Origin of the sequence: Neisseria sp. HMSC066H01 (genome assembly GCF_001837375.1) — a bacterium.
Classification (GTDB): domain Bacteria; phylum Pseudomonadota; class Gammaproteobacteria; order Burkholderiales; family Neisseriaceae; genus Neisseria.
In genome coordinates, this window is the sequence record NZ_KV832192.1 from 62,240 (window position 1) to 84,857 (window position 22,618).

23 protein-coding genes, 2 tRNA genes, 1 pseudogene and 1 riboswitch are annotated in these 22,618 nt (G+C 49.7%); of the genes and pseudogenes, 17 read left to right on the forward strand and 9 right to left on the reverse strand.

The window, feature by feature from the left end:
* The first annotated feature begins 41 nt into the window (after positions 1-41).
* A tRNA-Ile gene (locus tag HMPREF2551_RS02265) sits at positions 42-117 on the forward strand.
* Positions 118-716: 599 nt separating this feature from the next.
* Here HMPREF2551_RS02265 and HMPREF2551_RS02275 read toward each other — a convergent pair.
* Entirely contained in the window at positions 717-1,175 is a 459-nt protein-coding gene (locus HMPREF2551_RS02275; RefSeq protein WP_004518811.1) for an RrF2 family transcriptional regulator, read from the reverse strand.
* A 146-nt stretch (positions 1,176-1,321) separates the two neighbouring features.
* On the opposite strand from HMPREF2551_RS02275, the gene HMPREF2551_RS02280 reads away from it, so the two are divergent.
* Positions 1,322-1,702, forward strand: coding sequence for a hemerythrin domain-containing protein (locus HMPREF2551_RS02280; protein WP_049321982.1), 381 nt, complete (start codon positions 1,322-1,324; stop codon positions 1,700-1,702).
* Between the two features lie 86 nt (positions 1,703-1,788).
* Complete coding sequence (locus tag HMPREF2551_RS02285) at positions 1,789-2,946, forward strand: NnrS family protein (protein WP_049321983.1); 1,158 nt, start codon at positions 1,789-1,791, stop codon at positions 2,944-2,946.
* Between the two features lie 103 nt (positions 2,947-3,049).
* On the opposite strand, the gene HMPREF2551_RS02290 is transcribed toward HMPREF2551_RS02285, so the two are convergent.
* From HMPREF2551_RS02290 to ispB, 3 genes are all read right to left on the reverse strand, one after another.
* Positions 3,050-3,124: transfer RNA gene (locus tag HMPREF2551_RS02290), tRNA-Arg, on the reverse strand.
* Positions 3,125-3,142: 18 nt separating this feature from the next.
* Positions 3,143-3,589: a DUF441 domain-containing protein gene (locus HMPREF2551_RS02295; protein ID WP_004518807.1), complete on the reverse strand. Its 447-nt coding sequence runs from the start codon at positions 3,587-3,589 to the stop codon at positions 3,143-3,145.
* A 4-nt stretch (positions 3,590-3,593) separates the two neighbouring features.
* Positions 3,594-4,568, reverse strand: coding sequence for an octaprenyl diphosphate synthase (gene ispB / locus HMPREF2551_RS02300; protein ID WP_003748423.1), 975 nt, complete (start codon positions 4,566-4,568; stop codon positions 3,594-3,596).
* A 263-nt stretch (positions 4,569-4,831) separates the two neighbouring features.
* On the opposite strand from ispB, the gene rplU reads away from it, so the two are divergent.
* From rplU to ubiM, 3 genes are all read left to right on the forward strand, one after another.
* The gene (gene rplU / locus HMPREF2551_RS02305; protein ID WP_002216394.1) at positions 4,832-5,140 is read left to right on the forward strand and encodes a 50S ribosomal protein L21; all 309 of its coding nucleotides are present in this window, start codon (positions 4,832-4,834) and stop codon (positions 5,138-5,140) included.
* Between the two features lie 27 nt (positions 5,141-5,167).
* The gene (gene rpmA / locus HMPREF2551_RS02310) at positions 5,168-5,440 is read left to right on the forward strand and encodes a 50S ribosomal protein L27 (protein WP_002212328.1); all 273 of its coding nucleotides are present in this window, start codon (positions 5,168-5,170) and stop codon (positions 5,438-5,440) included.
* A gap of 275 nt (positions 5,441-5,715) precedes the next feature.
* Positions 5,716-6,900, forward strand: a complete 1,185-nt coding sequence (gene ubiM / locus HMPREF2551_RS02315; protein WP_070836969.1) for a 5-demethoxyubiquinol-8 5-hydroxylase UbiM — start codon at positions 5,716-5,718, stop codon at positions 6,898-6,900.
* A gap of 68 nt (positions 6,901-6,968) precedes the next feature.
* Here ubiM and HMPREF2551_RS02320 read toward each other — a convergent pair whose 3' ends face one another.
* Positions 6,969-7,646 (reverse strand): 7-cyano-7-deazaguanine/7-aminomethyl-7-deazaguanine transporter, encoded by a 678-nt coding sequence (locus tag HMPREF2551_RS02320; protein ID WP_004518802.1) that lies wholly within the window; start codon positions 7,644-7,646, stop codon positions 6,969-6,971.
* A 100-nt stretch (positions 7,647-7,746) separates the two neighbouring features.
* On the reverse strand, positions 7,747-8,220 hold the full coding sequence (gene queF / locus HMPREF2551_RS02325; RefSeq protein WP_003748427.1) for a preQ(1) synthase: 474 nt from the start codon (positions 8,218-8,220) through the stop codon (positions 7,747-7,749).
* Positions 8,221-8,223: 3 nt separating this feature from the next.
* Positions 8,224-8,268, reverse strand: a riboswitch (PreQ1 riboswitch).
* A 147-nt stretch (positions 8,269-8,415) separates the two neighbouring features.
* On the opposite strand from queF, the gene rfaQ reads away from it, so the two are divergent.
* On the forward strand, positions 8,416-9,498 hold the full coding sequence (rfaQ, locus tag HMPREF2551_RS02330) for a putative lipopolysaccharide heptosyltransferase III (RefSeq protein WP_070615473.1): 1,083 nt from the start codon (positions 8,416-8,418) through the stop codon (positions 9,496-9,498).
* A gap of 6 nt (positions 9,499-9,504) precedes the next feature.
* Here the strand turns inward: rfaQ and HMPREF2551_RS02335 are convergent, their stop codons facing one another.
* Complete coding sequence (locus HMPREF2551_RS02335; RefSeq protein ID WP_070836970.1) at positions 9,505-10,485, reverse strand: hypothetical protein; 981 nt, start codon at positions 10,483-10,485, stop codon at positions 9,505-9,507.
* A gap of 362 nt (positions 10,486-10,847) precedes the next feature.
* Here HMPREF2551_RS02335 and HMPREF2551_RS02340 point away from each other — a divergent pair, with 362 nt between their 5' ends.
* The gene (locus tag HMPREF2551_RS02340; RefSeq protein ID WP_003748435.1) at positions 10,848-12,143 is read left to right on the forward strand and encodes a M23 family metallopeptidase; all 1,296 of its coding nucleotides are present in this window, start codon (positions 10,848-10,850) and stop codon (positions 12,141-12,143) included.
* A 92-nt stretch (positions 12,144-12,235) separates the two neighbouring features.
* A complete protein-coding gene (pncB, locus tag HMPREF2551_RS02345) occupies positions 12,236-13,456 on the forward strand; it encodes a nicotinate phosphoribosyltransferase (RefSeq protein ID WP_070836971.1) in 1,221 nt (406 codons plus the stop codon).
* A gap of 39 nt (positions 13,457-13,495) precedes the next feature.
* Here pncB and mtgA read toward each other — a convergent pair whose 3' ends face one another.
* Complete coding sequence (gene mtgA, locus HMPREF2551_RS02350; protein ID WP_003748438.1) at positions 13,496-14,197, reverse strand: monofunctional biosynthetic peptidoglycan transglycosylase; 702 nt, start codon at positions 14,195-14,197, stop codon at positions 13,496-13,498.
* Positions 14,198-14,199: 2 nt separating this feature from the next.
* The gene (gene aroE, locus HMPREF2551_RS02355) at positions 14,200-15,009 is read right to left on the reverse strand and encodes a shikimate dehydrogenase (RefSeq protein WP_070836972.1); all 810 of its coding nucleotides are present in this window, start codon (positions 15,007-15,009) and stop codon (positions 14,200-14,202) included.
* A 192-nt stretch (positions 15,010-15,201) separates the two neighbouring features.
* Between aroE and HMPREF2551_RS02360 the strand changes: the two are divergent.
* The 8 genes and pseudogenes from HMPREF2551_RS02360 to HMPREF2551_RS02395 all read left to right on the forward strand — a co-directional run bounded on the left by HMPREF2551_RS02360 (position 15,202) and on the right by HMPREF2551_RS02395 (position 22,603).
* Positions 15,202-15,590: pseudogene (locus tag HMPREF2551_RS02360) on the forward strand (surface-adhesin E family protein).
* Positions 15,591-15,828: 238 nt separating this feature from the next.
* A complete protein-coding gene (gene glnA, locus HMPREF2551_RS02365; protein ID WP_003748442.1) occupies positions 15,829-17,247 on the forward strand; it encodes a type I glutamate--ammonia ligase in 1,419 nt (472 codons plus the stop codon).
* A gap of 120 nt (positions 17,248-17,367) precedes the next feature.
* Positions 17,368-18,702, forward strand: coding sequence for a hypothetical protein (locus HMPREF2551_RS02370; protein WP_283122401.1), 1,335 nt, complete (start codon positions 17,368-17,370; stop codon positions 18,700-18,702).
* 72 nt (positions 18,703-18,774) lie between these two features.
* A complete protein-coding gene (locus tag HMPREF2551_RS02375; protein ID WP_070836974.1) occupies positions 18,775-19,425 on the forward strand; it encodes a site-2 protease family protein in 651 nt (216 codons plus the stop codon).
* A 131-nt stretch (positions 19,426-19,556) separates the two neighbouring features.
* Positions 19,557-20,561, forward strand: a complete 1,005-nt coding sequence (gene dusB / locus HMPREF2551_RS02380) for a tRNA dihydrouridine synthase DusB (RefSeq protein ID WP_070836975.1) — start codon at positions 19,557-19,559, stop codon at positions 20,559-20,561.
* Between the two features lie 69 nt (positions 20,562-20,630).
* Positions 20,631-20,870 carry a Fis family transcriptional regulator gene (locus HMPREF2551_RS02385; RefSeq protein ID WP_003684241.1) on the forward strand — a complete coding sequence of 80 codons (240 nt, stop codon included), beginning with the start codon at positions 20,631-20,633 and terminating at the stop codon, positions 20,868-20,870.
* A 43-nt stretch (positions 20,871-20,913) separates the two neighbouring features.
* Entirely contained in the window at positions 20,914-21,648 is a 735-nt protein-coding gene (locus tag HMPREF2551_RS02390) for a glutamine amidotransferase-related protein (protein ID WP_070836976.1), read from the forward strand.
* A 79-nt stretch (positions 21,649-21,727) separates the two neighbouring features.
* Positions 21,728-22,603 (forward strand): DMT family transporter, encoded by an 876-nt coding sequence (locus HMPREF2551_RS02395; protein ID WP_070836977.1) that lies wholly within the window; start codon positions 21,728-21,730, stop codon positions 22,601-22,603.
* The last annotated feature ends 15 nt before the right edge of the window (positions 22,604-22,618 follow it).

The following is a 22,618-nucleotide window of genomic DNA, read 5'->3' on the forward strand; positions in this document are numbered from 1 at the left end:
ACAAGCAACAAGTTATGCTATAATCCGCTTCTACTCTTGACGGGTCTGTAGCTCAGGGGTTAGAGCAGGGGACTCATAATCCCTTGGTCGTGGGTTCGAAACCCACCGGACCCACCAAATATTAAAAATGCCCGAGGCTTTTGGCTTCGGGCATTTTTGTATTTATTGGTTTGCGAAAGATTGGAATATAATGTCGGCAATAACAATTTGGTTATGTCGTCCAATATGTTTTTTAGGGAAAATCCTTTTTAAAAAAGAAGGAGTAGTTTGGTGGAGTTATTTCCTTATTTTCAGTTTTTTTTAGCATTTTTGTATTTTATTGCAGTTATCATTAATCTAGTAATGCTATATAAAATATTAAAATCAGAAGGGATGGATATAGGTTTTTTTGAATATCTATTTACTCATAGAAGTATGCAATTAAAATTTTTCAAGATACTGTTTGGAATACAAAAAATCTCCAATAAATTTTATTTGAAAATATTAAGAATAAGTTTTACGGTTGCTATGATTATTCTTATTTTAGGTTTTTCTGTTGTCTTATATTCGATATATTTAGCATAAAAATTAACCTATCGAATGAAAGTCAGCTATTTAAGCTGTAGAGTGTTTTGTAAACCAATGCCGTCTGAAAATCTTCATTTCAGACGGCATTTTTTATTATTTAAGTAATACCATTTCAGTATGGCTGGATTGTTTTCAGACGGCCTGAAGATTTAGTCGGCCGTTCCGCGTATTTCGTTGATCGGGATGCGCGGTGTATAAAGTATGTCGTAAGTCGGCTTGTCCAAAAGATCTTGCAGTGAGTATTGATCTAAATGATTAAAGAAGGCTTTGATGGCGCCGGTGATGATACCGGTCAGTCGGCAGGATGGGGTGATGAGGCATTCGTTGTTGTCGCCCATGCATTCGACAACCTGCATCGGCTCAAGATGGCGCACCACTGCACCGATATTGATGTTTTCAGGATTGTCTGCCAAGCGCAAACCGCCGCCTTTGCCGCGCACGCTGACCAGAAAACCGCCTTTGACTAATGAGGTAACCACTTTCATCAAATGGCTTTTGGAAATATTGTAAGTCTCGGCAATGGTGCCGATATTGACGAGGGTGTCGTCGTTGATGGCGGTATAAACCAATACGCGCAATCCGTAATCGGTATGTTGGGTCAGATACATGGCTGGCTCTTTAGATATTTTTATTATATGTCAAAAGCGTAGTGCTTGGAGAGGGGCTGTTTGACTTTATGTGGGATTGGGTTTCATAATATCTGAAACATTTGAATTAATCCAGTTTGACAAACTGTTACCATTATAACGAACTTATGAAGCCCTTGAAACGCCATCCTGCCTTAATAGAACTTTCCCGCGAACATCATGGCTCGCTGTCGTTGTGCGTCCGTCTCCTGCGTACGCCCGATCAAAGCCATCAGGCGGAGCTGGATCCTCATTTTATTGAGCTTGAGCCACATTTTTTGGAAGAGGAAACCATGTTTGCGCCGTATTGGGATAAAATTGATCCTGCGTTGCGGCAGCGTTTTGAAGGCGATCATGCCAAATTGCGTGCGATGATGGCGCATCCTGAATATATGAATGAATCATGGAATAAGGAGTTTGCTGTTACTTTGCGCGATCATGCGCGCTTTGAGGAGCGCGAGCTTTTCCCTGCGATTGAACCTTTTTTGCCTTTGCCTGAAAATGTGTAACAGGAAAAGGAGTCGATGGCCGTCTGAAAAGTTTCAGACGGCCTCTGTTGCTGTTTTATGATGATATAAAAATTGAAGGAACCACCATGACCGATTTGTTCAAACACCCGGTTTGGGCAATGGCCTTCCGCCCGTTTTATTCGTTGGCGGCTTTGTATGGCGCATTGTCTATACTGCTTTGGGGCTTCGGCTTTCAGGGTACGCCTGAGTTGCCGGGTTTTTATTGGCATGCCCATGAAATGATTTGGGGCTATGCCGGATTGGTTGTCATTGCATTTTTATTGACGGCCGTGGCGACTTGGACAGGCCAGCCGCCGACACGCGGTAAGGCGTTGGCCGGTTTGACCGCATTTTGGCTGTTGGCCCGCATTTGTATGTTTATCCCCGGTTGGGGGGTAACGGCAAGCGGCATATTCGGTACGATCTTTTTCTGGTATGGCGCGGTATGCATGGCTTTGCCGGTAATCCGTTCTCAAAACAAGCGCAACTATGTTGCCGTGTTCGCTATTTTTGTTTTGGGCGGCACCCATTTCGCCTTCCATCTGAAAGTGCAGCCGTTTGATGCCATTGCGCTGATGACCGGTTTGCAATCCGGTTTGATTATGGTGGCCGGATTTATCGGTTTGATCGGTATGCGGATTATCTCGTTCTTTACGTCCAAACGCCTGAACGTGCCGCAAATTCCCAGCCCTCAATGGGTGGCGCACGCTTCACTTTGGCTGCCTATGCTGACCGCCATGCTGATGGCGCATAACATTTTGCCGGGACTGGCCGCGTTGTTTGCTCTGGCTGCCGGTGTGATTTTTACCGTGCAGGTGTACCGCTGGTGGTATAAAGCCGTGCTGAAAGAGCCTATGCTTTGGATTTTGTTTGCCGGCTATCTGTTTACCGGCTTGGGCTTGATTGCTGTCGGCATTTCTTATTGGGTTCCAAGTTTCCTGAATTTGGGCGTGCACCTTATCGGCGTTGGCGGTATCGGCGTGCTGACTTTGGGCATGATGGCACGAACCGCGCTTGGCCATACCGGCAACTCCATTTATCCGCCGCCTAAAGTAGTTCCTGTTGCCTTTTGGTTGATGATAGCCGCAACGGTTGTCCGTGTTTTGGCAACTTTTGTGAACGGTACGGCATATACGCACAGTATTCGTTGCTCCGCCGCTTTGTTTGCCGCCTCTTTGCTGTTGTACGCATGGAAATATATTCCTTGGCTGATCCGTCCGCGTTCGGATGGTCGTCCGGGTTAACGGTTTGGCGAAATAAGAAGGCCGTCTGAAAAGTTTCAGACGGCCTTTATTATTGATAATAAAAAAGCCTTTCAAAAAGTATGAAAGGCTTTTATTGAGACTGTGGCCTCGCCAACAGGAATCGAACCTGTATTTTACGCTTAGGAGGCATACGTTCTATCCGTTGAACTATGGCGAGGCGGTAAAGGAGGGGATTTTAAACCTTTCCGGCAAAAAAAGACAATAAGCCGGCGGCAATCAAAGGGCCGACCGGAATGCCGCCGACAAAGGCAACGCCGATGACCGTGCCGATTAATAATCCGGTTACCAAAACAGGCTGTTCGCTCATCAATGGAACGCCGCGTCCGGCAAGCCAGGCAACCAAAATGCCGATAAGGACGGCGGCAATCATTTTAAAATTGATAAACTCGGAAACCGGCGGAATCTGGATTTTACCGGAAACCAGTGGGCTCAATACGCCGATGGTCAGCAGGATGATGCCCAGATGCAAACCGTGTTTTTCCACCAAGGGAAGATATTGCGACAAGGCCGTCTGCTGCATGAGCAGCAATACCGCCGCCGAAATCGTAATCGAGTTGTTGTTGCTGACGACGCCCAAAAAAATCAGCGTAACCAGAAACAAAGGGACAAAGCTGAAATTCATCGGATTAAGATACTCGGGCCAAAGATTCTTTTGCCAGTTGGATCATGGCTTCTTTGACTTCGCTGTCAGGCAATACGTCCAATGAAGCGATGGCTTTGTCGACGGCTTTTTTCGCTTCGGAAATCGAATACGGCAAAGCGTCGGAGTTGACGACGTAGTCGTGGATTTTTTCAAAATAGCTGCGGTCGGCATTTTCCAAAGCATGGCGCACATCGTTGGCGGCCTGCTCGGAGCCGTTTCGCATCAGGTAAATCAATGGCAGGGTAGGTTTGCCTTCGGCCAAATCGTCGCCGACGTTTTTGCCGATTTCTTCGGTTTCGCCTGAATAGTCCAAAACATCGTCAATGATTTGGAAAGCCGTACCGACGTACATGCCGTAGTCTTTCAAGGCTTGCTCGTGTTCGGGGGATGCCTTGCCCAAAATTGCACCGACTTGCGCGGCCGCTTCAAACAGTTTTGCTGTTTTGTATTGGATGACTTGGACGTATTGCTCTTCGGTAATATCCGTATTGCCGATGTTCATCAGCTGCATGACTTCGCCTTCGGCGATGATGTTGGTCGCATCGGCCATCACTTCCAAAATACGCATGCTGCCCGAACCGACCATCAGTTGGAAGGCGCGTGTATAGAGGAAGTCGCCGACCAAAACGGCCGCCGCGTTGCCGAAGAGGTTGTTTGCGGTTTTACGGCCGCGGCGCAATTCGCTTTCATCGACGACATCGTCGTGCAGAAGGGTGGAGGTGTGGATGAATTCCACCATCGCCGCCAGCGAATACAGCTTTTCATCGTCATGCCCGACTGCTTTGCCTGCCAAAATGGTAATAATCGGACGCAGTCGCTTACCGCCCGCGCTGATGATGTATGTGCCGATTTGCGAAATCAGCGCGACATCGGATTGAACAGCTTGGTTGATGACCGCGTTCACTTTGGCAAGGTCATCGGGCAGGTGGCGTTGGAAGTAAGGCAGGTTTTCGAGCATAAAACATTCTCTGTTGATAAAACGGAGCGGAGGCTCCAATGAATCTGTTTAAACCCGTACATTCGGTCGGGGTAATAACGTTGCATAAAAATATCAGCAATCCAGCGCGTGATTATATCAGTTAAAAAGCATGCAACATATCTTTCAGAAGGCCTTTTCAGTTGTAAATAAAATAAATTTTGACAAAACAGGCAAATAGAAATAGAATAGCTCGTTTCGCACATGGTGTGCGGAATGTTAACCTAATTCTCATGGAGTTGAGTATGTACGCGGTCGTAAAAACCGGCGGTAAACAATACAAAGTTTCCGTTGGCGAAAAATTGAAAGTAGAACAGATACCAGCCGAACTCGACAGCCAAATCGAACTGACTGAAGTTTTGATGATTGCTGACGGCGAATCTGTAAAAGTAGGCGCACCTTTTATCGAAGGCGCAAAAGTAACAGCTAAAGTCGTTGCTCATGGTCGTGGCGAGAAAGTACGCATTTTCAAAATGCGTCGTCGCAAACACTACCAAAAACGCCAAGGCCATCGCCAAAATTTCACCCAAATCGAAATCGTGGCAATCGCCTAATTTCAAGTAAGTTCAGGAGTATTACAAATGGCAAGTAAAAAAGCAGGCGGTAGCACCCGCAACGGTCGCGATTCAGAAGCCAAACGCTTGGGCGTTAAAGCCTACGGCAACGAGCTGATTCCGGCAGGCTCCATCATCGTTCGTCAACGCGGTACTAAATTCCACGCAGGTGACAACGTAGGCATGGGCAAAGACCACACTTTGTTTGCTAAAGTCGACGGTTACGTTGAATTCAAAACCAAAGGCGCGCTGAACCGTAAAACTGTCAGCATCCGTCCTTACACCGGTTCTGAAGAATAATCGTTTTACGATTGAAAACCGCATTCCCTTTTCGGAATGCGGTTTTTGTTTGTCAGACTGTTTTGTCCGTTTGATAAAATCCGTATGTCGTGAAGCTTGATTTATATTAAGGCCAAAGTAAAAACGCGCTTACAATTGATAACATTTGTTTTATTCTATCAATGCTTTCTATATAATCTATCAAATGCCTTTGATTTACCCTCATGTAGCTAAACACAGTAAACTTAAGGCCGTCTGAAAAAATCCGTATCAGTTGAATACAAGGAATTCCTCCCATGAGCTTACACAGTGATATTCTCGTCGTCGGCGCAGGCCCTGCCGGATTAAGTTTTGCCGCAGAGTTGGCCGGAAGCGGGTTGAACATAACCCTGATTGAAAGAAGTCCTTTAGAAGTGTTGCAAAATCCGCCGTATGACGGCCGTGAAATCGCGCTGACGCACTTGTCGCGCGAAATCATGCAGCGATTGGGTATGTGGGATTTGATTCCAAAAGACGAAATTTATCCTTTGCGCGATGCCAAAGTGTTGAACGGTCATTCCGATTACCAGCTCCACTTCCCGCAACCGACTGAGGCGCGCGGCGAGCCTGCCGATTGCTTGGGCTATTTGATTTCCAATCACAACATCCGTAAAGCCGCTTATGAAGTCGTTTCCAAATTGGACAACGTGAAAATTCTGACCGGCACCAATGTTAAAGAAGTTAAAACTTCCGACAATGAGGCGCAAGTTATTTTGGAGAGCGGCGAAATATTGACCGGCCGTCTGTTGTTGGCCGCCGATAGCCGCTTCTCGCAAACGCGCCGTCAACTGGGCATTTCTTCCGATATGCACGATTACAGCCGCACCATGTTCGTGTGCCGCATGAAGCATACTCTGTCCAACCTGCATACCGCATATGAATGCTTCCACTACGGCCGCACCATTGCGTTGCTGCCTTTGGAAGAGCATTTGACCAATACGGTGATTACGGTGGACAGCGATAAAGCCGAAACGATTAAAAACATGTCGCCGGAAGAATTGGCGGCCAGCGTGAAAGAGCAACTCAAAGGCCGTCTGGGCGATATGGAATTGGTCAGCACCATTCACAATTATCCTTTGGTCGGCATGATTGCCCAACGTTTCTACGGCAAACGCAGCGCGTTGATCGGAGATGCCGCGGTCGGTATGCATCCGGTTACTGCGCACGGCTTTAACTTGGGTTTGGCAAGTGCCGATCTTTTGGCTAAATTGGTTCTTGAAGCTGAGCAACGCGGTCAGGATATTGGTGCGAAGAGCCTGCTGGAAAAATACAGTACCAAGCATATGCTCCACGCCCATCCGATTTACCACGGCACCAATATGCTGCTGAAACTCTTTACCAATGAAACTGCTCCGGCGAAACTGCTGCGCGGTTTGGTATTGCGTGCAAGCAATAACTTCCCTCCGCTGAAAAAACTGATTACCAAACAATTGACCGGTTAATTGTTTAAAACATAAAAGGCCGTCTGAACGATTGAAGTTTCAGACGGCCTTGTTTTTTTATCTATTGCTTATTCGGCTAAAACCGATTCGGGCATTTCTTGACGGACGTTTAAGGAAGTCAGTTTTTTGGTCAAGATGCTCAATACGATGCCGTAGGCAGGCAGGAAGAAGAGGGTGCAGATGGCGAGTTTGAACAGATAATCGACAAATGCGATGCCCTGCCAATTTGCCGCCATAAATTCATCGTTGCTAGCGTAAAAGGCAACGGCAAAAAACACCAGCGTGTCCAAAGCGTTGCCGACGACGGTGGAAGCAGTAGGGGCTGCCCACCATGATTTCAGACGGCGTAATCTGTTGAACACGAAAATATCGAGGATTTGCCCGAGTGCATAGGCAGAAAAGCTGGCCAATGCGATGCGGCCGACGAAGGTGTTAAAGTCGGCCAAAGATGCCCAGCCTGTCCAGTTGCCGTCATGAAAGAGGACGGAGAAGACGTAAGAGAGCAGCAGGGCGGGGAACATCACCCAAAAAATAATCCGTCTTGCCAACGGCGCGCCGAAAATGCGCACGGTCAGGTCGGTGGCGAGGAAGATAAAGGGGAAGGAAAATGCGCCCCAAGTGGTAAAAATACCGAAAATCTGAAAGGGGAACTGCACCAGATAGTTGCTGGCAGCAATAATGAAAATATGGAAAAGCACCAGCCAGAAGAGCGCTTTCTTCTGCTGTGCGGCGGTAAATTCGTACATGGAAATCTTTCGGAAGTATTTCAGACGGCATGAAGCCTTGCGAGACTGTGCAATAAATAAAGTCTTGCAATGAAAAAGGTGTTAGGCCGTCTGAATAGGATTATTGTGCATCGTGTTCGAACAGGCGTTTGCGTGCCAAGGCTTCAAACTCTGTGCCTGCTTTGCCGTAGTTGGCAAACGGATGAATGGCGATGCCGCCGCGGGGTGTGAATTCGCCGAATACTTCGATGTATTTCGGATCCATCAGGGCGATGAGGTCTTTCATGATGATGTTGACGCAGTCTTCATGGAAGTCGCCGTGGTTGCGGAAGCTGAAGAGATAGAGTTTCAGTGATTTGCTTTCCACCATTTTGATATGGGGGATGTAGCGGATGTAGATGGTGGCAAAGTCGGGCTGGCCGGTCATCGGGCAGAGGCTGGTGAACTCGGGGCAGACGAATTTGACGAAATAGTCGTTGTCGGGGTGTTTGTTGTCGAACGCTTCCAAAATTTCAGGCGCGTATTCGCTCGGGTATTGGGTTTTCTGGTTGCCCAAAAGGGAGATGCCTTGCAGCTCTTCGTTGTTGCGGGACATGAGGTTTCCTTAGTTTTTTAATGTGGGAGGTTTTCGAACCACGGGGTGCGGATTGTAATATAAATTGCATGGCTTGTGCGGATTTTATAGCGATGAATCAGCAGGATAGCTTTCAGACGGCCTGTTTTGTATTTTATGAAACCTGTTTTCCGCTTTACAATAGCAGCCAATCAACAGGCCGTCTGAAAGTTTCGTATGTCTTTATCCCAACCCAAACGCATCCTGATCATCAAATTGCGCCATCATGGCGATGTGCTTTTGAGCACGCCGGTGGTTGATGCACTGAAAACCCGTTTCCCCGATTGCGAAATCGATATGCTGGTGTATGCCGGTACGGAGCAGCTGATTGCCGATAATCCGCAGATTGCGCAGATTTTTACCATTGATCGAAATTGGAAGAAACTGGGCGTATTCAAGCAGTTGAAGTGTGAGAAAAACCTTTTTTCAAAGCTGAAGGCACGCGATTACGACTGGGCTTTCAACTTGTCCGACCAATGGCGTGCGGCAATAATCGCCAAACTGTGCGCCCGTTGCAGCGTGGGTTTGGACTGCATCAAGCGTGACGGTTTCTGGTGGCGTTTCTGTCATGATTTTATCAACCATGAGCTGGATACCAGCCATCATATCGTTGAAAATCAGTTGAATATCCTCGCACCGCTTATCCAACCGGAAGACGTGGCCGATGCGAAGGTGCGCCTTTGGGTGGCGCAAGATGCAAGGGAAAGCATGCGGCAGAAATTGCGTGCTCAGGGTTGGAACGGCGAAGATTATGTATTGATGCACCCGGGTGCGCGTTGGCATTTCAAATGTTGGGAAGACGGAAAAAACGCCGCCATCGTACAGCTTCTGCTCAACAGCGGGCAGAATGTCGTATTGACCGCTTCCCCCGACAATGTCGAGCAATACATGCTTCAGGAAATTATAGGCCGTCTGAATATTCCTGAAGGCGGAAAAATTTGGGTGTTGTCTGGATGCCTGAGCCTGCGTGAATTGGCGGCGGCCATTGAGGGCGCCAAACTGTTTATCGGTGTCGATTCCGCACCGATGCACATCGCCGCTGCTTTGGATAAACCGCAAATCGCTTTGTTTGGGGCGTCATGGGTGGACAAATGGCGTCCGTATTCCGAGCAGGCGGAAGTCATTTATGCCGGTGATTATGCCGAGTTGCCCAACCCTGACAGCATCGATACCAACGATCCGACCCGTTTGTTGAAAGCGATTCCGTTGCAGGATGTGTGGGATAAAATTTCGGCCAAATTGGAGGCGTTGGAGGCTTAAAACCGCTTACCACGATCCGTTAAACGTTTTAGCTTTGCGCCAAAATGCCCATTTTGAACGGCGGCCGATTTCCAGCGTGCCGCCGTTTTCGCCGTCTGTGGCAATGCACACGGTTTTCAGACGGCCTGAATCAAGGGCGTCCCATAAAGGCGCAAACCAACGGGTTTCCCAGCTTTCCAAAATATCTTTGTATGCCCAAACATCGCCTGTCTGTAAGGTGGAAACCAAGTCGTCCAAAAAGATAAGGCCGTCTGAAACCGTGTTGCCTGTTTCTTGAACCATCTCAAACCAAGCCTTCAAATCGTATGGCGCATCGATTTTGGGCGTATCTGAAAAACGCGCCCACGCGCTGTCTGAAGCGACAATATCCGCAGACTGTGCGCCGTCCGCGTCATTCCACAGCCACAAACCGTTGATTTCCGGCAATCCTTGTTGTTCGCGCGCTTGGTTAATCGGATGCGTGTGGAGAAACATTTGGATTTCTGTCTGCATGGCCAACCAAGACACCGCATCTTTGCCGTGTGCCTGACCGTCCATTTCCGGCTGTCCGCACACATCCAAAACACATTCCGCGCCCCAATCTTCAATCTTCGGCATACTGAGCAGCCACATGCTTTCGCAAAGCGGCTCGAATTGCCAATCTTTATCTTGATAAAACGCCGACAAATCCGCACATAACCGTTGCGCCTCTTCTTTTTGGATGCCGATAAACTCGCCGCTGATAATGTTGACATGGTGCATGCCCATCTGTTGCCAAACCGGAGAGGCAAAAGCGGCTGTGCGTTTTTGGCTTGTGTGGCGTAAACGTTGCACTTGGACAATGAGGCTGCCGTTCCACAAATAGCGTCCGTAAAATTCAGACGGCCTGAGTGTTTCTTTGCGTAATGTGCCATAACGCAAAAGACGGTTAAAAGCAGGTAAGGCAAGCTCAGGGACGGATTCGTCGGCAAAGCGGTTGAGCGAGGGGAGGGCGAGGGTCAGCTTCATAAGCGCAAATAGATAGAAAAACCGTTATTTTACGCGACAAATGATGCGTTTCGGAACCTTGCCCTCACGTACTCAAAAAGAGCCGTTCAGACGGCCGGTTTGGAAAAAACGGGCTGTCATGCTAAAATGCGTGGCGTAAATTTCAGAAAAACAGGGTGTAAATCAACACAATAGCCCTGATAATAACGTCAATCTCAAACACAACCTCATTCATTCCGAATGAAAACCTGATTTTCAGATCGGAAAAAAGACTCAAAGTCCTTTATCCCCAAAACTGTTTAAACCAGCAGGCGGTCGCGGCAGGCCGGATGTGCCGGCATTCTGCAAACTTCAAAAACAGACCGCCCCATTAAGGATAACGCGTGATTAAAAACAAATATTCCACTCGATTCAAAGCAACCCTCTTAGCGTTTCTGCTGCCGGCTTCAGGCATCATGACCGCATACGCCATTACCGACCCTCAACCAGCACAGACCGATTTCAAAGTCGAGCGTATTTCCGAAGAGCTGCCTGCCGTTTATGTGGAAACTAATACCTATCAATCCAGCTATTGGGCGCAAGAAGCCGTCCAAGCCGGCGACTCTTTGGCAGACGTTTTGACGCGCATGGGTGTCAACCAAGAAGACATCAAGCAAATCATGGCGAAAAACAATGCCAACCTCGACATGAAAAACCTGCGGACCAACCAATCCGTCAACATCCGCATCGATTCTTCAGGTCAGGTGACCGACGTTCAATTCTTTACCGATGAAGAATTGGAACGCAACTTGGTCGCTTTGGAAAAAGTCAAAGGCAAATGGCGCATCTCCAATGCCGAAATCGACATGAAAACCATGCCGACCCTGCGCTCCGTGCAAATCCGCACTTCCGCCATCGGCGATATGCTCCGTGCCGAAATCCCTTCCGAAGTGTATATCCAGCTCAAAGAAATCTTTGCCGACTCGTTCAATATGAGCGATTTGAAAGAAGGCGATACCGTACGCCTTTTGTACAACAGCATGTATTTCCGCGGCCAACAAATGGCCGTCGGCGATATTTTGGCGGCTGAAGTGGTTAAAGACGGCAAAACCTACCAAGCCTATTATTACAGCCAAGGCAAAGGCGACGAAGAAAGCGGCAGCTACTACGATCAAAACGGTAAGTCCCTGCAACAAAAAGAAGGCTTCAATACCGAGCCTGTTGCATACACGCGCATTTCTTCCCCGTTCGGCTACCGTGTCCACCCGGTCCTGCATACCGTCCGTATGCACACCGGTATCGATTATGCCGCGCCGACCGGTACGCCGATTAAGGCCGCTGCCGACGGCGAAGTGATTTTCAAAGGTTGGAAAGGCGGCTACGGTAATACCGTGATGATTCGCCATGCCAACGGTGTAGAAACCCTGTACGGTCACATGAGTGCGTTCAGCCCTGCCGACGGCAGAGTCCGCGCCGGCGAAGTGATTGGTTTTGTGGGTACAACCGGCCGTTCTACCGGTCCGCACCTGCACTACGAAGCACGCGTCAACGGTCAGCCGGTCAACCCGACTACCGTCGCCCTGCCGACGCCGAAGCTGACCCCGACCAATATGGCCGCGTTCCGCAAACAGCAAAAAGATGCTAGCACAATGTTGTCTACCATCCGCTCATTGCCGGTTTCCGTAGCGCAGCTGGATTAATAAGATAAAGGCCGTCTGAATAAGGTTTCTTTCAGACGGCCTTTTCCATTAAAATCGATACCTCAACGCCCACGTTTACTCAGAGAAAGCTTATGTCTGCTCATCAGCCCATTATCCAATCCCTGCTTGATACCGATCTGTACAAATTCACCATGCTGCAAGTCGTGTTACATCAATTCCCGCAAACCCACAGCCTCTACGAATTCCGCTGCCGCAACAAAGAGATGGTGTATCCGCTGGCCGATATTCAAGAAGAATTGGAACGCGAACTCGACTCCCTGTGCCAGCTTCGCTTTACGCATGACGAACTCGACTACTTGCGCAGTCTGCGTTTTATCAAAAGCGATTTTGTCGATTATCTCGAACTTTTCCAACTCCAACGACGCTTCGTCAAAGTCAGTCCCGACGATCAGGGCCGTCTGAACATCCGCATCGAAGGCCCGATGATACAGGCGATGTTCTTCGAGATTTTCATTCTTGCCATCGTCAACGAACTCTATTTCCGCCGCTTGGAAACGCCTGCCGTCATCGAAGAAGGCGAGCGCCGTTTACAGGCCAAAGCGCAACAGCTGAAAGAAATTGCGGCCACTCAAAATCCGAATGATCCGCCGTTCCTGATTTCCGATTTCGGCACGCGCCGCCGCTACACCCTCGCATGGCAGGAACACGTTATCCGCACCTTATTAGAAGCCGCTCCCGATATCGTGCGCGGTACCAGCAACGTTTATCTGGCCAAAAAACTCGGCATCACACCCATCGGCACCATGGCGCACGAGTTCCTCCAAGCCTTCCAAGCCTTGGACGTACGTTTGCGCAATTTCCAAAAAGCCGCGCTGGAAAGCTGGGTACATGAATACCGCGGCGACCTCGGCATCGCCCTGACCGACGTGGTCGGCATGGATGCCTTCTTGCGCGATTTCGACCTTTACTTCGCCAAACTCTTCGACGGCCTGCGCCACGACAGCGGCGATCCTTATGTTTGGGGCGACAAAGCCTACGAACATTACAAAAAACTCAAAATCGACAGCCGCACCAAAATGCTGACCTTTTCAGACGGCCTCGATATTGAGCGTTCATGGGCGTTGCACCAATACTTCAAAGACCGTTTCAAAACCAGTTTTGGTATCGGTACCAACCTGACCAACGATTTGGGACACACGCCTTTGAACATTGTCTTGAAGCTCGTCGAGTGCAATGGCCAATCCGTTGCCAAGCTCTCCGACTCTCCGGGCAAAACCATGACCACCAACAACACCTTCCTCGCTTATCTGCGCCAAGTGTTTGACGTACCGGAGCCGGAAGAGAAAGCCTAAAAACAAAGGCCGTCTGAAATGTTCAGACGGCCTTTTGAATTAATCCATATCGCTTTCGGGCAATTCTGCCGAACCCATGCGGCGCAGGATGATATTGGTTTTGTTGTGCATCCGTTTGCTCTTAGGGTGGTCTGCGTAAAACAGCGGAGCCGGAACGCGCGCCGTGAGTTTGGCGGCTTGTTGGCGGGTGAGGGCGGAGGCAGGTTTCTTGTAGAAATACTGGGACGCCGCTTCCGCGCCGAATACGCCGTAGTGCCATTCGATTGAGTTCAGATACAGCTCAAAAATGCGGTCTTTGTCGGTAACCGCTTCCATCATCGCCGTAATCGCCGCTTCTTCGCCTTTGCGGATGTAGCTGCGGCTTTCGTTAAGAAACAGGTTTTTCGCCAGCTGCTGACTGATGGTCGAACCGCCGGCTTTGACTTCGCCACTTTGCTTGTTGCGTTTCATGGCGTATTTGATGCCGTTCCAGTCAAAGCCGCTGTGTTCGGCAAAATTGGCGTCTTCGGAAGCAATCAGGGCTTTTTTGAGGTTGACGGAGATTTGGTCGTAAGGCACCCAACGGTAATCCAGCTCGACATCGCGCCCTTCGCTTGCAAACTGGCTCATGCGCATGGACATGAAAGCGGTTTTGCTGGGCGCGACGGCGCGGTAGGTAATGATGTTGCCGTACACATAAGCGTTGAAGAAAATGAAGATGCCGATGGGCAGGGCAATCAGCCATTTGATGATGCGGAACATGGTTACAGGGCTTTCATGTATTCGATAACAGGGCGGATATCGGGCGTAAATCCGCGCCAAATATGGTAAGAGGCGGCAGCCTGACCGACCAGCATGCCCAGGCCGTCTGAAACTTCGGCCGCGCCGTTGTTTCGGGCAAAGTTCAAAAACGCCTGTGCCGCGTCGCCGTAAACCATATCGTAGGCAAGGCGGCAGCCGCGGAAAATTTCAGGATTGACGGCAGGAAGCTGACCGCTCAAGCCACCGGACGTGCCGTTGATGATGATATCAAAGCCGCCGTTCAAATCCGCCATCGGGACGGCTTCAATGCCGAAAAGCCGCGCCAATTCCTCGGCTTTGGCGTGGGTACGGTTGGCAATGACGATACGGGCAGGGCGGTGTTCTTTCAATACCGGAATCACGCCGCGCACCGCGCCGCCTGCGCCCAAAAGCAAAATGGTTTTGCCTTTGATGGCAATGTTTTTGACCTGCGTGATGTCGTTGGCCAAGCCGATACCATCGGTGTTGTCGCCGCGTATCCTGCCGTCTTCCAACCACACCAGCGTATTGACCGCGCCGGCAGCCAAAGCGCGGTCGGAATGCTCGTCCGCCAGCGCAAAAGCTTCCTGCTTGAACGGGACGGTTACATTTGCACCCTGCCCACCTTCGGCACGAAACGCCGCAATAGCTTCGGCAAAACCGCCGATTTCGGCACAAATGCGCCCATATTCGATGGCCGCGCCTTCTTGAAGTGCGAATTGCTGATGGATTTGCGGCGATTTACTGTGTGCAACAGGGTTGCCGAAAACGGCGTAACGGGGGAGGGTAGTCATGGTCGTGTTCCAAAAAACGGGACGGCTATTTTATAACGGCGGCGTACAGATGGAAACGATGCCGTCTGAAACGGTTGTCAGGTAGTATGATGGAATATTTGTTTCTTGAAAAAAGTCATTTCTTTTTTACAATTTAACTTTATTTTTTTACAATTTAACTTTATTTTATTGACAAGGACGAAAGGGGCGGACATGAAAAAGATGTTGTGCTTGGCAGTATTTGCATTAGGGTTGGCAATGCCGGCGGATGCGGCGGATTGGGTGTGGTTAGGTGATGACGGTGGCACTACCATATTTTTTGGTGATGCAGACAGCCGTACGGGCAATAGAGCATGGTTTGAACATAGGCACGCCAAGCCGCAAAAGTATAGTAATGGAAAATTTTATAATACAGCTAAAGCGTTGGAAGAAATGGATTGCAGTGGTAAACGTCGTAGGGTTTTGACGGTAACGGCGTATTCCAAATCGGGAAACTCTATTGATTCTGATACACCACATCCTATGCTAAATGGAATTATGTTATTCCCGGTACGGTTGGAGAGAGTATGTACAAATTTGTCTGCAACCGCTATCCCCGTTGACCGTTTTCAAATCAAACAACAGATGCCGTCTGAACTGCTTTCAGACGGCATCTGTTTTGTCGGCATTCGGACAAAAGGGCGGGCATTCCGCTTTTGAACAGACAAACCGAAGCATATTGTTGACAATCTTGCCGTCTGAAACTATATTTCATTGCGTAAAAACGGGTGCCCTGATGTATTTCAGACGGCCTTACCGTGATAGAATAACAAATTAAACCCAATCCCTCAGGAGCTGAAGATGTCCATCAAAGACGCTGTAAAACTGATTGAAGAAAGCGAAGCCCGCTTCGTAGATTTGCGCTTTACCGATACCAAAGGCAAGCAGCACCACTTTACCGTACCCGCCCGCATCGTCCTCGACGATCCCGAAGAATGGTTTGAAAACGGTCAGGCGTTTGACGGTTCGTCCATCGGCGGCTGGAAAGGCATTCAGGCTTCCGATATGCAGCTGCGTCCCGATGCATCTACAGCCTTCGTCGATCCTTTCTACGACGATACCACCGTTGTCTTTACCTGCGACGTTATCGACCCGGCCGACGGTCAAGGCTACGACCGCGACCCGCGCTCCATCGCACGCCGCGCCGAAGCCTATTTGAAATCTTCCGGCATCGGCGACACCGCCTACTTCGGTCCTGAGCCTGAATTCTTCGTTTTTGACGGCGTAGAATTTGAAACCGACATGCACAAAACCCGTTACGAAATCACGTCCGAAAGCGGCGCATGGTCAAGCGGCCTGCATTTAGACGGTCAAAACACCGGCCACCGCCCGGCCGTCAAAGGCGGTTATGCACCGGTTGCGCCGATTGATTGCGGCCAAGACCTGCGTTCTGCCATGGTCAATATTTTGGAAGAACTCGGCATCGAAGTGGAAGTGCACCACAGTGAAGTGGGTACCGGCAGCCAAATGGAAATCGGCACGCGTTTTGCCACTCTGGTTAAACGTGCTGACCAAACCCAAGACATGAAATACGTGATTCAAAACGTTGCCCACAACTTCGGCAAAACCGCCACCTTCATGCCTAAACCCATCATGGGCGACAACGGCAGCGGTATGCACGTCCACCAATCCATCTGGAAAGACGGTCAAAACCTGTTCGCAGGCGACGGCTATGCCGGTTTGTCCGATACCGCACTTTATTACATCGGCGGCATCATCAAACACGCCAAAGCCCTGAACGCGATTACCAATCCGTCCACCAACTCCTACAAACGCCTCGTGCCGCACTTTGAGGCGCCGACCAAACTGGCCTACTCCGCCAAAAACCGTTCCGCTTCCATCCGCATTCCGTCTGTGAACAGCAGCAAAGCACGCCGCATCGAAGCGCGTTTCCCCGACCCGACCGCCAACCCATACTTGGCATTTGCCGCTTTGTTGATGGCCGGTTTGGACGGCATTCAAAACAAAATCCATCCGGGCGACCCTGCCGATAAAAACCTCTACGACCTGCCTCCGGAAGAAGATGCATTGGTGCCAACCGTTTGCGCCTCTTTGGAAGAAGCACTGGCCGCCCTCAAAGCTGACCACGAATTCCTCCTGCGCGGCGGCGTGTTTAGCAAAGACTGGATCGACAGCTACATCGCCTTCAAAGAAGAAGACGTACGCCGTATCCGCATGGCGCCGCACCCGCTGGAATTTGAAATGTATTACAGCCTGTAAAACAGCTGAAACATTTTAAATAGGAAATCAAAGGCCGTCTGAAACTGAATTTGAAGTTTCAGACGGCCTTTAGGCTTGAAATAGATAGGGCGATCGAATTGGGTATGATAGCGAGAAGCAATGAATCATGCCGTTGGAAAGCCTTTATGGAATCGGTTCCTTGTGTTAAATTGTGCTAATGAAATCATTTCGTCAAAAAGGTTGGGCAGAATGAAGAAGATAATTGGTTTGGCCATTGCTGCGGCATTTGGTTTGAGCGCGTGCAGTAATTTGGATCACAAAACCGCACACGAGGTAATGTCGATTTCCAATGACCGTATTTTAAAAGAAGACCACAGCTTTAACATCACAGGCAGCTCCCGGGTATATATCAGCCCATTGGCTGAAGCGGTATTGGCAGATGAAAAGGTGGAAAAGAAAGCCGAAGTGAAAGCAGAGGATGGCAAAGCCAAAGCGGGAGATGCGGCAGCCTCTATGGAAGCTACTCAAGAAGACGATGCTGCTTTGAAGCAGGAGTTTTCTGAACGAGAAGAGGCCGAGTTCCGCAATGCAATGCTTGATGCCTTGCCGGACGGCAGTATCGCACAAGTTGCCGTCGATTATCTGGATAAATATCCTGCCATATCCAGTTACATGGAAGGGGTTCATCTGAATTATGAGTCGGCAGTCGATTTGTCAACGCGTCAGTTTGAGTTGATTCCTGAGCTGGCCATTGATAACCACAATGAAAAACTCAGCGTTAAGCTTCCTATGAAGTTAGATGCGGCAAAATGGGAAGTCTATGTTGATCCGCCTGCCAGCGTGTCTGCCATTGTTAATGCGTTCACTGATGAGAACATCGGCAAACGTTTAATCAAAGAACCTTTAAAATTGAGTTTGAAAGAAATCGGTGATTCGAAAGGCGTGCCTTTTGATCATATTGCAGAGGCGGGGGTACGTGCTTTTTTGAGTGCCAATAAGGCTATGCCTGTCGATGCATATGTATTTAAAGAAATGGATGCTTTTGGTAAGGCAAACCATGCACGCTATCGTGTACGTCATGTCATGAAACCAGAGTATGATTCAGTCGTAATGAAAGCAATGGCTAAGGCTTTTGATGAAGAATTGTCGAAATTACAGAAAACACCTCAACCAGGGTCAACAGAAGAAGATTATAAAAATGCGCGGGAATTTTTCAGTATGTTTGTCAGCATAAGTGATAACCGGCCACTTAGCTTCCAGCGTATATTCGGTAACAATCCTGTCGTCGACTATTATCTTGACCGCAAAGGCCGCATGTTGGCTTCCCGCATGTATATACAAATTAACGGTACGCATAAGGCTATCAATATTATCGGCGACAACGTGTACAGTAATTACGGCAAACCGGTCTTCAAGCTGAACCCGCAAGGTAAAGGCATTACTTGGCGAGAGCTGAAAGAGTCTTTCGGTTCGGACAAAAAACAGGAAGATTAAAGCCTCAGGCCGTCTGAAAGGGTATTTAAGGATATTTTTTGTTTTCAGACGGCGTGTTTGATAAGGAAAAACATGTTTGCAAATTTTGATTTAGGCGTATTTCTGCTGGCAGTATTGCCCGTGTTGTTGGCCATTACCGTGCGCGAAGTGGCACGCGGTTATACGGCGCGTTATTGGGGCGACCATACCGGCGAGCAGCTTGGGCGTTTGACCCTCAATCCGCTGCCGCACATCGACCCTGTCGGTACGATTGTCGTGCCGCTGGTGTGTCTGATGATAGGCAGTTTTCTGTTCGGTTGGGCGCGCCCCATGCCCATCGATTCGCGCAATTTCCGCGATCCGCGCCGCGCGTGGCGTTGGGTGTCGATTTCAGGCCCGATTGCCAATCTGATTTTGGCGTTCTTTTGGGGTTTTGTCGTCGTACTTGCCGCGTATGTGCCTGAGTCTTATCAAGCACCGTTGGCGCAGATGGCCGGTTACGGCGTGATGGTGAACTCGATTTGGGTTGCATTCAGCCTGATCCCGATTTTGCCTTGGGACGGCGGTATTTTTATTGATACCTTCCTTAACGCCAAGCAGTCCATGCAGTTCCGTAAAATCGAGCCATACGGCACATGGATTATCCTGATCCTGTTGTTTACCGGCCTGCTGGCCAAACTGATTTGGCCGATTATCGACATGATTCAGGCCGCAGTGCAGATGGTTGTCATGTTGTTTATTTAAATGTTTTGGCTGAAAAGGCCGTCTGAAACCCAGTTTCAGACGGCCTTTTTCATTGTGCAACATGTAAATACGATTGGAAAATTTGCTTAAAAATTGTACAATTTCAGCCCCTTCAATTCGGCGCACACATCATGCACATCGGCGGCTATTTCATTGACAACCCCATCGCACTCGCCCCCATGGCAGGGATTACGGACAAACCGTTCCGCCGGATTTGCCGCGAGTTTGGCGCAGGGTGGGCAGTGTGCGAAATGCTGACCAGCGACCCGACGCTTAGAAATACCAAAAAGACTCTGCGCCGCAGCGATTTTGAAGGCGAGGGCGGAGTGGTGGCCGTGCAGATTGCCGGCAGTGATCCTCAGCAGATGGCGGAAGCCGCGCGGTATAACGTCGGCTTAGGTGCGCAGGTGATTGATATAAACATGGGTTGCCCGGCCAAAAAAGTCTGCAATGTGCAGGCAGGCAGCGCATTGATGCAAAACGAGCCGCTGGTTGCCGAAATCTTGGCAGCCGTTGTCAACGCGGTGGATGTACCCGTTACCCTCAAAACCCGTTTGGGCTGGCACGACGAACATCAAAACTTGCCGACCATCGCCAAAATCGCTGAAGAATCAGGCATTGCAGCTCTTGCCATCCACGGCCGCACACGCACGCAGATGTACAAAGGCGAAGCGCGTTACGAACTGATTGCCGAAACCAAAGGCCGTCTGAACATCCCCGTTTGGGTCAACGGCGACATTACTTCGCCGCAAAAAGCCGCCGCCGTCCTCAAACAAACCGCCGCCGACGGCATCATGATAGGGCGCGGCGCACAAGGCAGGCCGTGGCTCTTCCGCGATTTAAAACATTACGCCGAACACGGCGTTTTGCCGCCGGCCTTGAGCTTGGCAGAATGCAACGCCACCATTTTGAACCACATCCGCGCCATGCATGAATTTTATGGTGAAGTCGCCGGTGTGCGCATCGCCCGCAAACACATCGGCTGGTACATCGACGAAATGCCCGACGGCGAGCAGACACGCCGGGACATCAACCGCTTGGACAGCGCAGCAGCACAATACGATACCCTTGCCGCCTATCTTGAGGCGCTTTCGGAGAAAACCGACCGCTGGGTATGCCACTATCGGGAAGGCTAAAGGGTTTCAGACGGCCTCATCATTTAAAAATAAATCCATTTAAAACAAATCCAAAGAAAGACAATCACGATGAATCAAACGACGACTGACATTGCGCAATGTATTGAACAAAACTTACGACAATATTTCAAAGACTTGGATGGTACGGAACCTTGCGGCGTGTATGATATGGTGTTGCATCAAGTGGAAAAGCCGATGCTTGCCTGCGTGATGGAGCAATGCGGCGGCAACCAGTCTAAAGCGGCGGTCATTTTGGGTTTGAACCGCAATACCCTGCGTAAAAAATTACAACAGCATGGTATGCTGTAATGCGGCATGGCAACCCGTCCTGACGGTCGAAGGAGAAATAAGAATGCAAAATCCGAATAAATTAAATATCCATTTCATCCTGCACGAGGCATTTGAAGTGCCGGGCGCATATTTGAAATGGGCGCAATGGCGCGGACACAACATCAGTGCAACCAAAGTGTACGAAAGGGAAGCCCTGCCTGACAATGTGGACGATATAGATTTTTTGATTGTGATGGGCGGGCCGCAATCGCCTGATGAAGACAGGCAGGCATTCCCGTATTACGACCCCAAATCCGAGCTGCGCCTGATGCGTCAGGCGATGGCGGCGGATAAATATATTGTCGGCGTGTGTTTGGGTGCGCAGCTTTTATCCGTTGCCTACGGCGCGCGACACACACGCAGCCCTGAGCGTGAAATCGGCATTTATCCGATTGAGCTGACGGCGGAAGGTTTGGCGGATGCCCATGTTTCCCTGTTGGGCAAAACCCTGAATACCGGCCATTGGCACGGCGATATGCCCGGTTTGACGGATGAGGCGGTTGTGTTGGCAACCAGCAAAGGTTGTCCGCGCCAGATTATCCGTTTTGCGCCCAAACATTATGCCTTCCAGGCCCATTTGGAGTTTGACCGCGAAGCCGTCGGGCTGCTGATTGCGGCGGACGGGCGCGACAATGTGGCTGAACAAAGTCAAACGCAAACTTTTGTCCAGCATCCAGATAAAATCGAAGCGGCGGATTTCAGTGAAATGAATGCCAAACTCTTCGACTTTTTGGATTCGCTGACGCAGACAAAATAAAAAAGGCCAAAATCCCGCCAGGCCGTCTGAATAATAAATATAGAGAAGAAACGATTAACCCTTTTTAAAAGGTCGGACCATGTTCTATCAAATACTTGCCCTGCTGATTTGGGGCAGCTCTTTTATCGCTGCCAAGTATTCTTACGAGATGATCGACCCGGCGCTGATGGTCGAGGCGCGTTTGTTGATTGCCGCGTTGATGGTTTTGCTGTCATGCCGCCGTTATTTGGGCAGGATTCCGCGGAGCGAGTGGAAGCCCTTGTTGTGGATTTCCTTTGTCAACTACGTTGTCGTTTTGATGCTCCAGTTTATCGGTTTGAAATACACATCTGCCGCCAGCGCGATTACCATGGTCGGGCTGGAGCCTTTGCTGGTGGTCTTTGTCGGTCATTTCTTCTTCAACGACAAAGCCAAACTGTACCACTGGATTTGCTGCGCGGCGGCGTTTGCCGGTGTGGGCATGATGGTATTGGGTGGCGCGGAAGAGGGCGGTGCGATTGACTGGTTCGGCTGTTTGCTGATTTTGCTCGCAGGATTCGGTTTCGCCGGCGTGATACGCCCGAGCCAAAAAATGATTGCCCGTATTGGTGCGCCCGCATTTACCGCGGCTTCCATGGCGGCGGCGGCGCTGTTGTGCCTGCCGTTTTCGCTGGTGTTGGCAGACAGCTATCAAATCAACTGGTCGTGGGGCGGTACGCTGTCGGTGTTGTATATGGGGATTGGCTGCAGCTGGCTGGCCTATCTGTTGTGGAACAAAGGCATGAATAAAGTCCCTGCCAACGTCTCCGGCCTGCTGATTTCGCTTGAGCCCGTCATCGGCGTTATCATGGCGGTGTTGATTTTGGGCGAACATTTAAGCAGCATGGCCGCGCTGGGCATTACCGTCGTCATTTCGTCCACTTTTGTCGCCGGAGTGTTGGCGCGTATCGGCAGTAAACACAAAAAGGCCGTCTGAAAACAGTTTCAGACG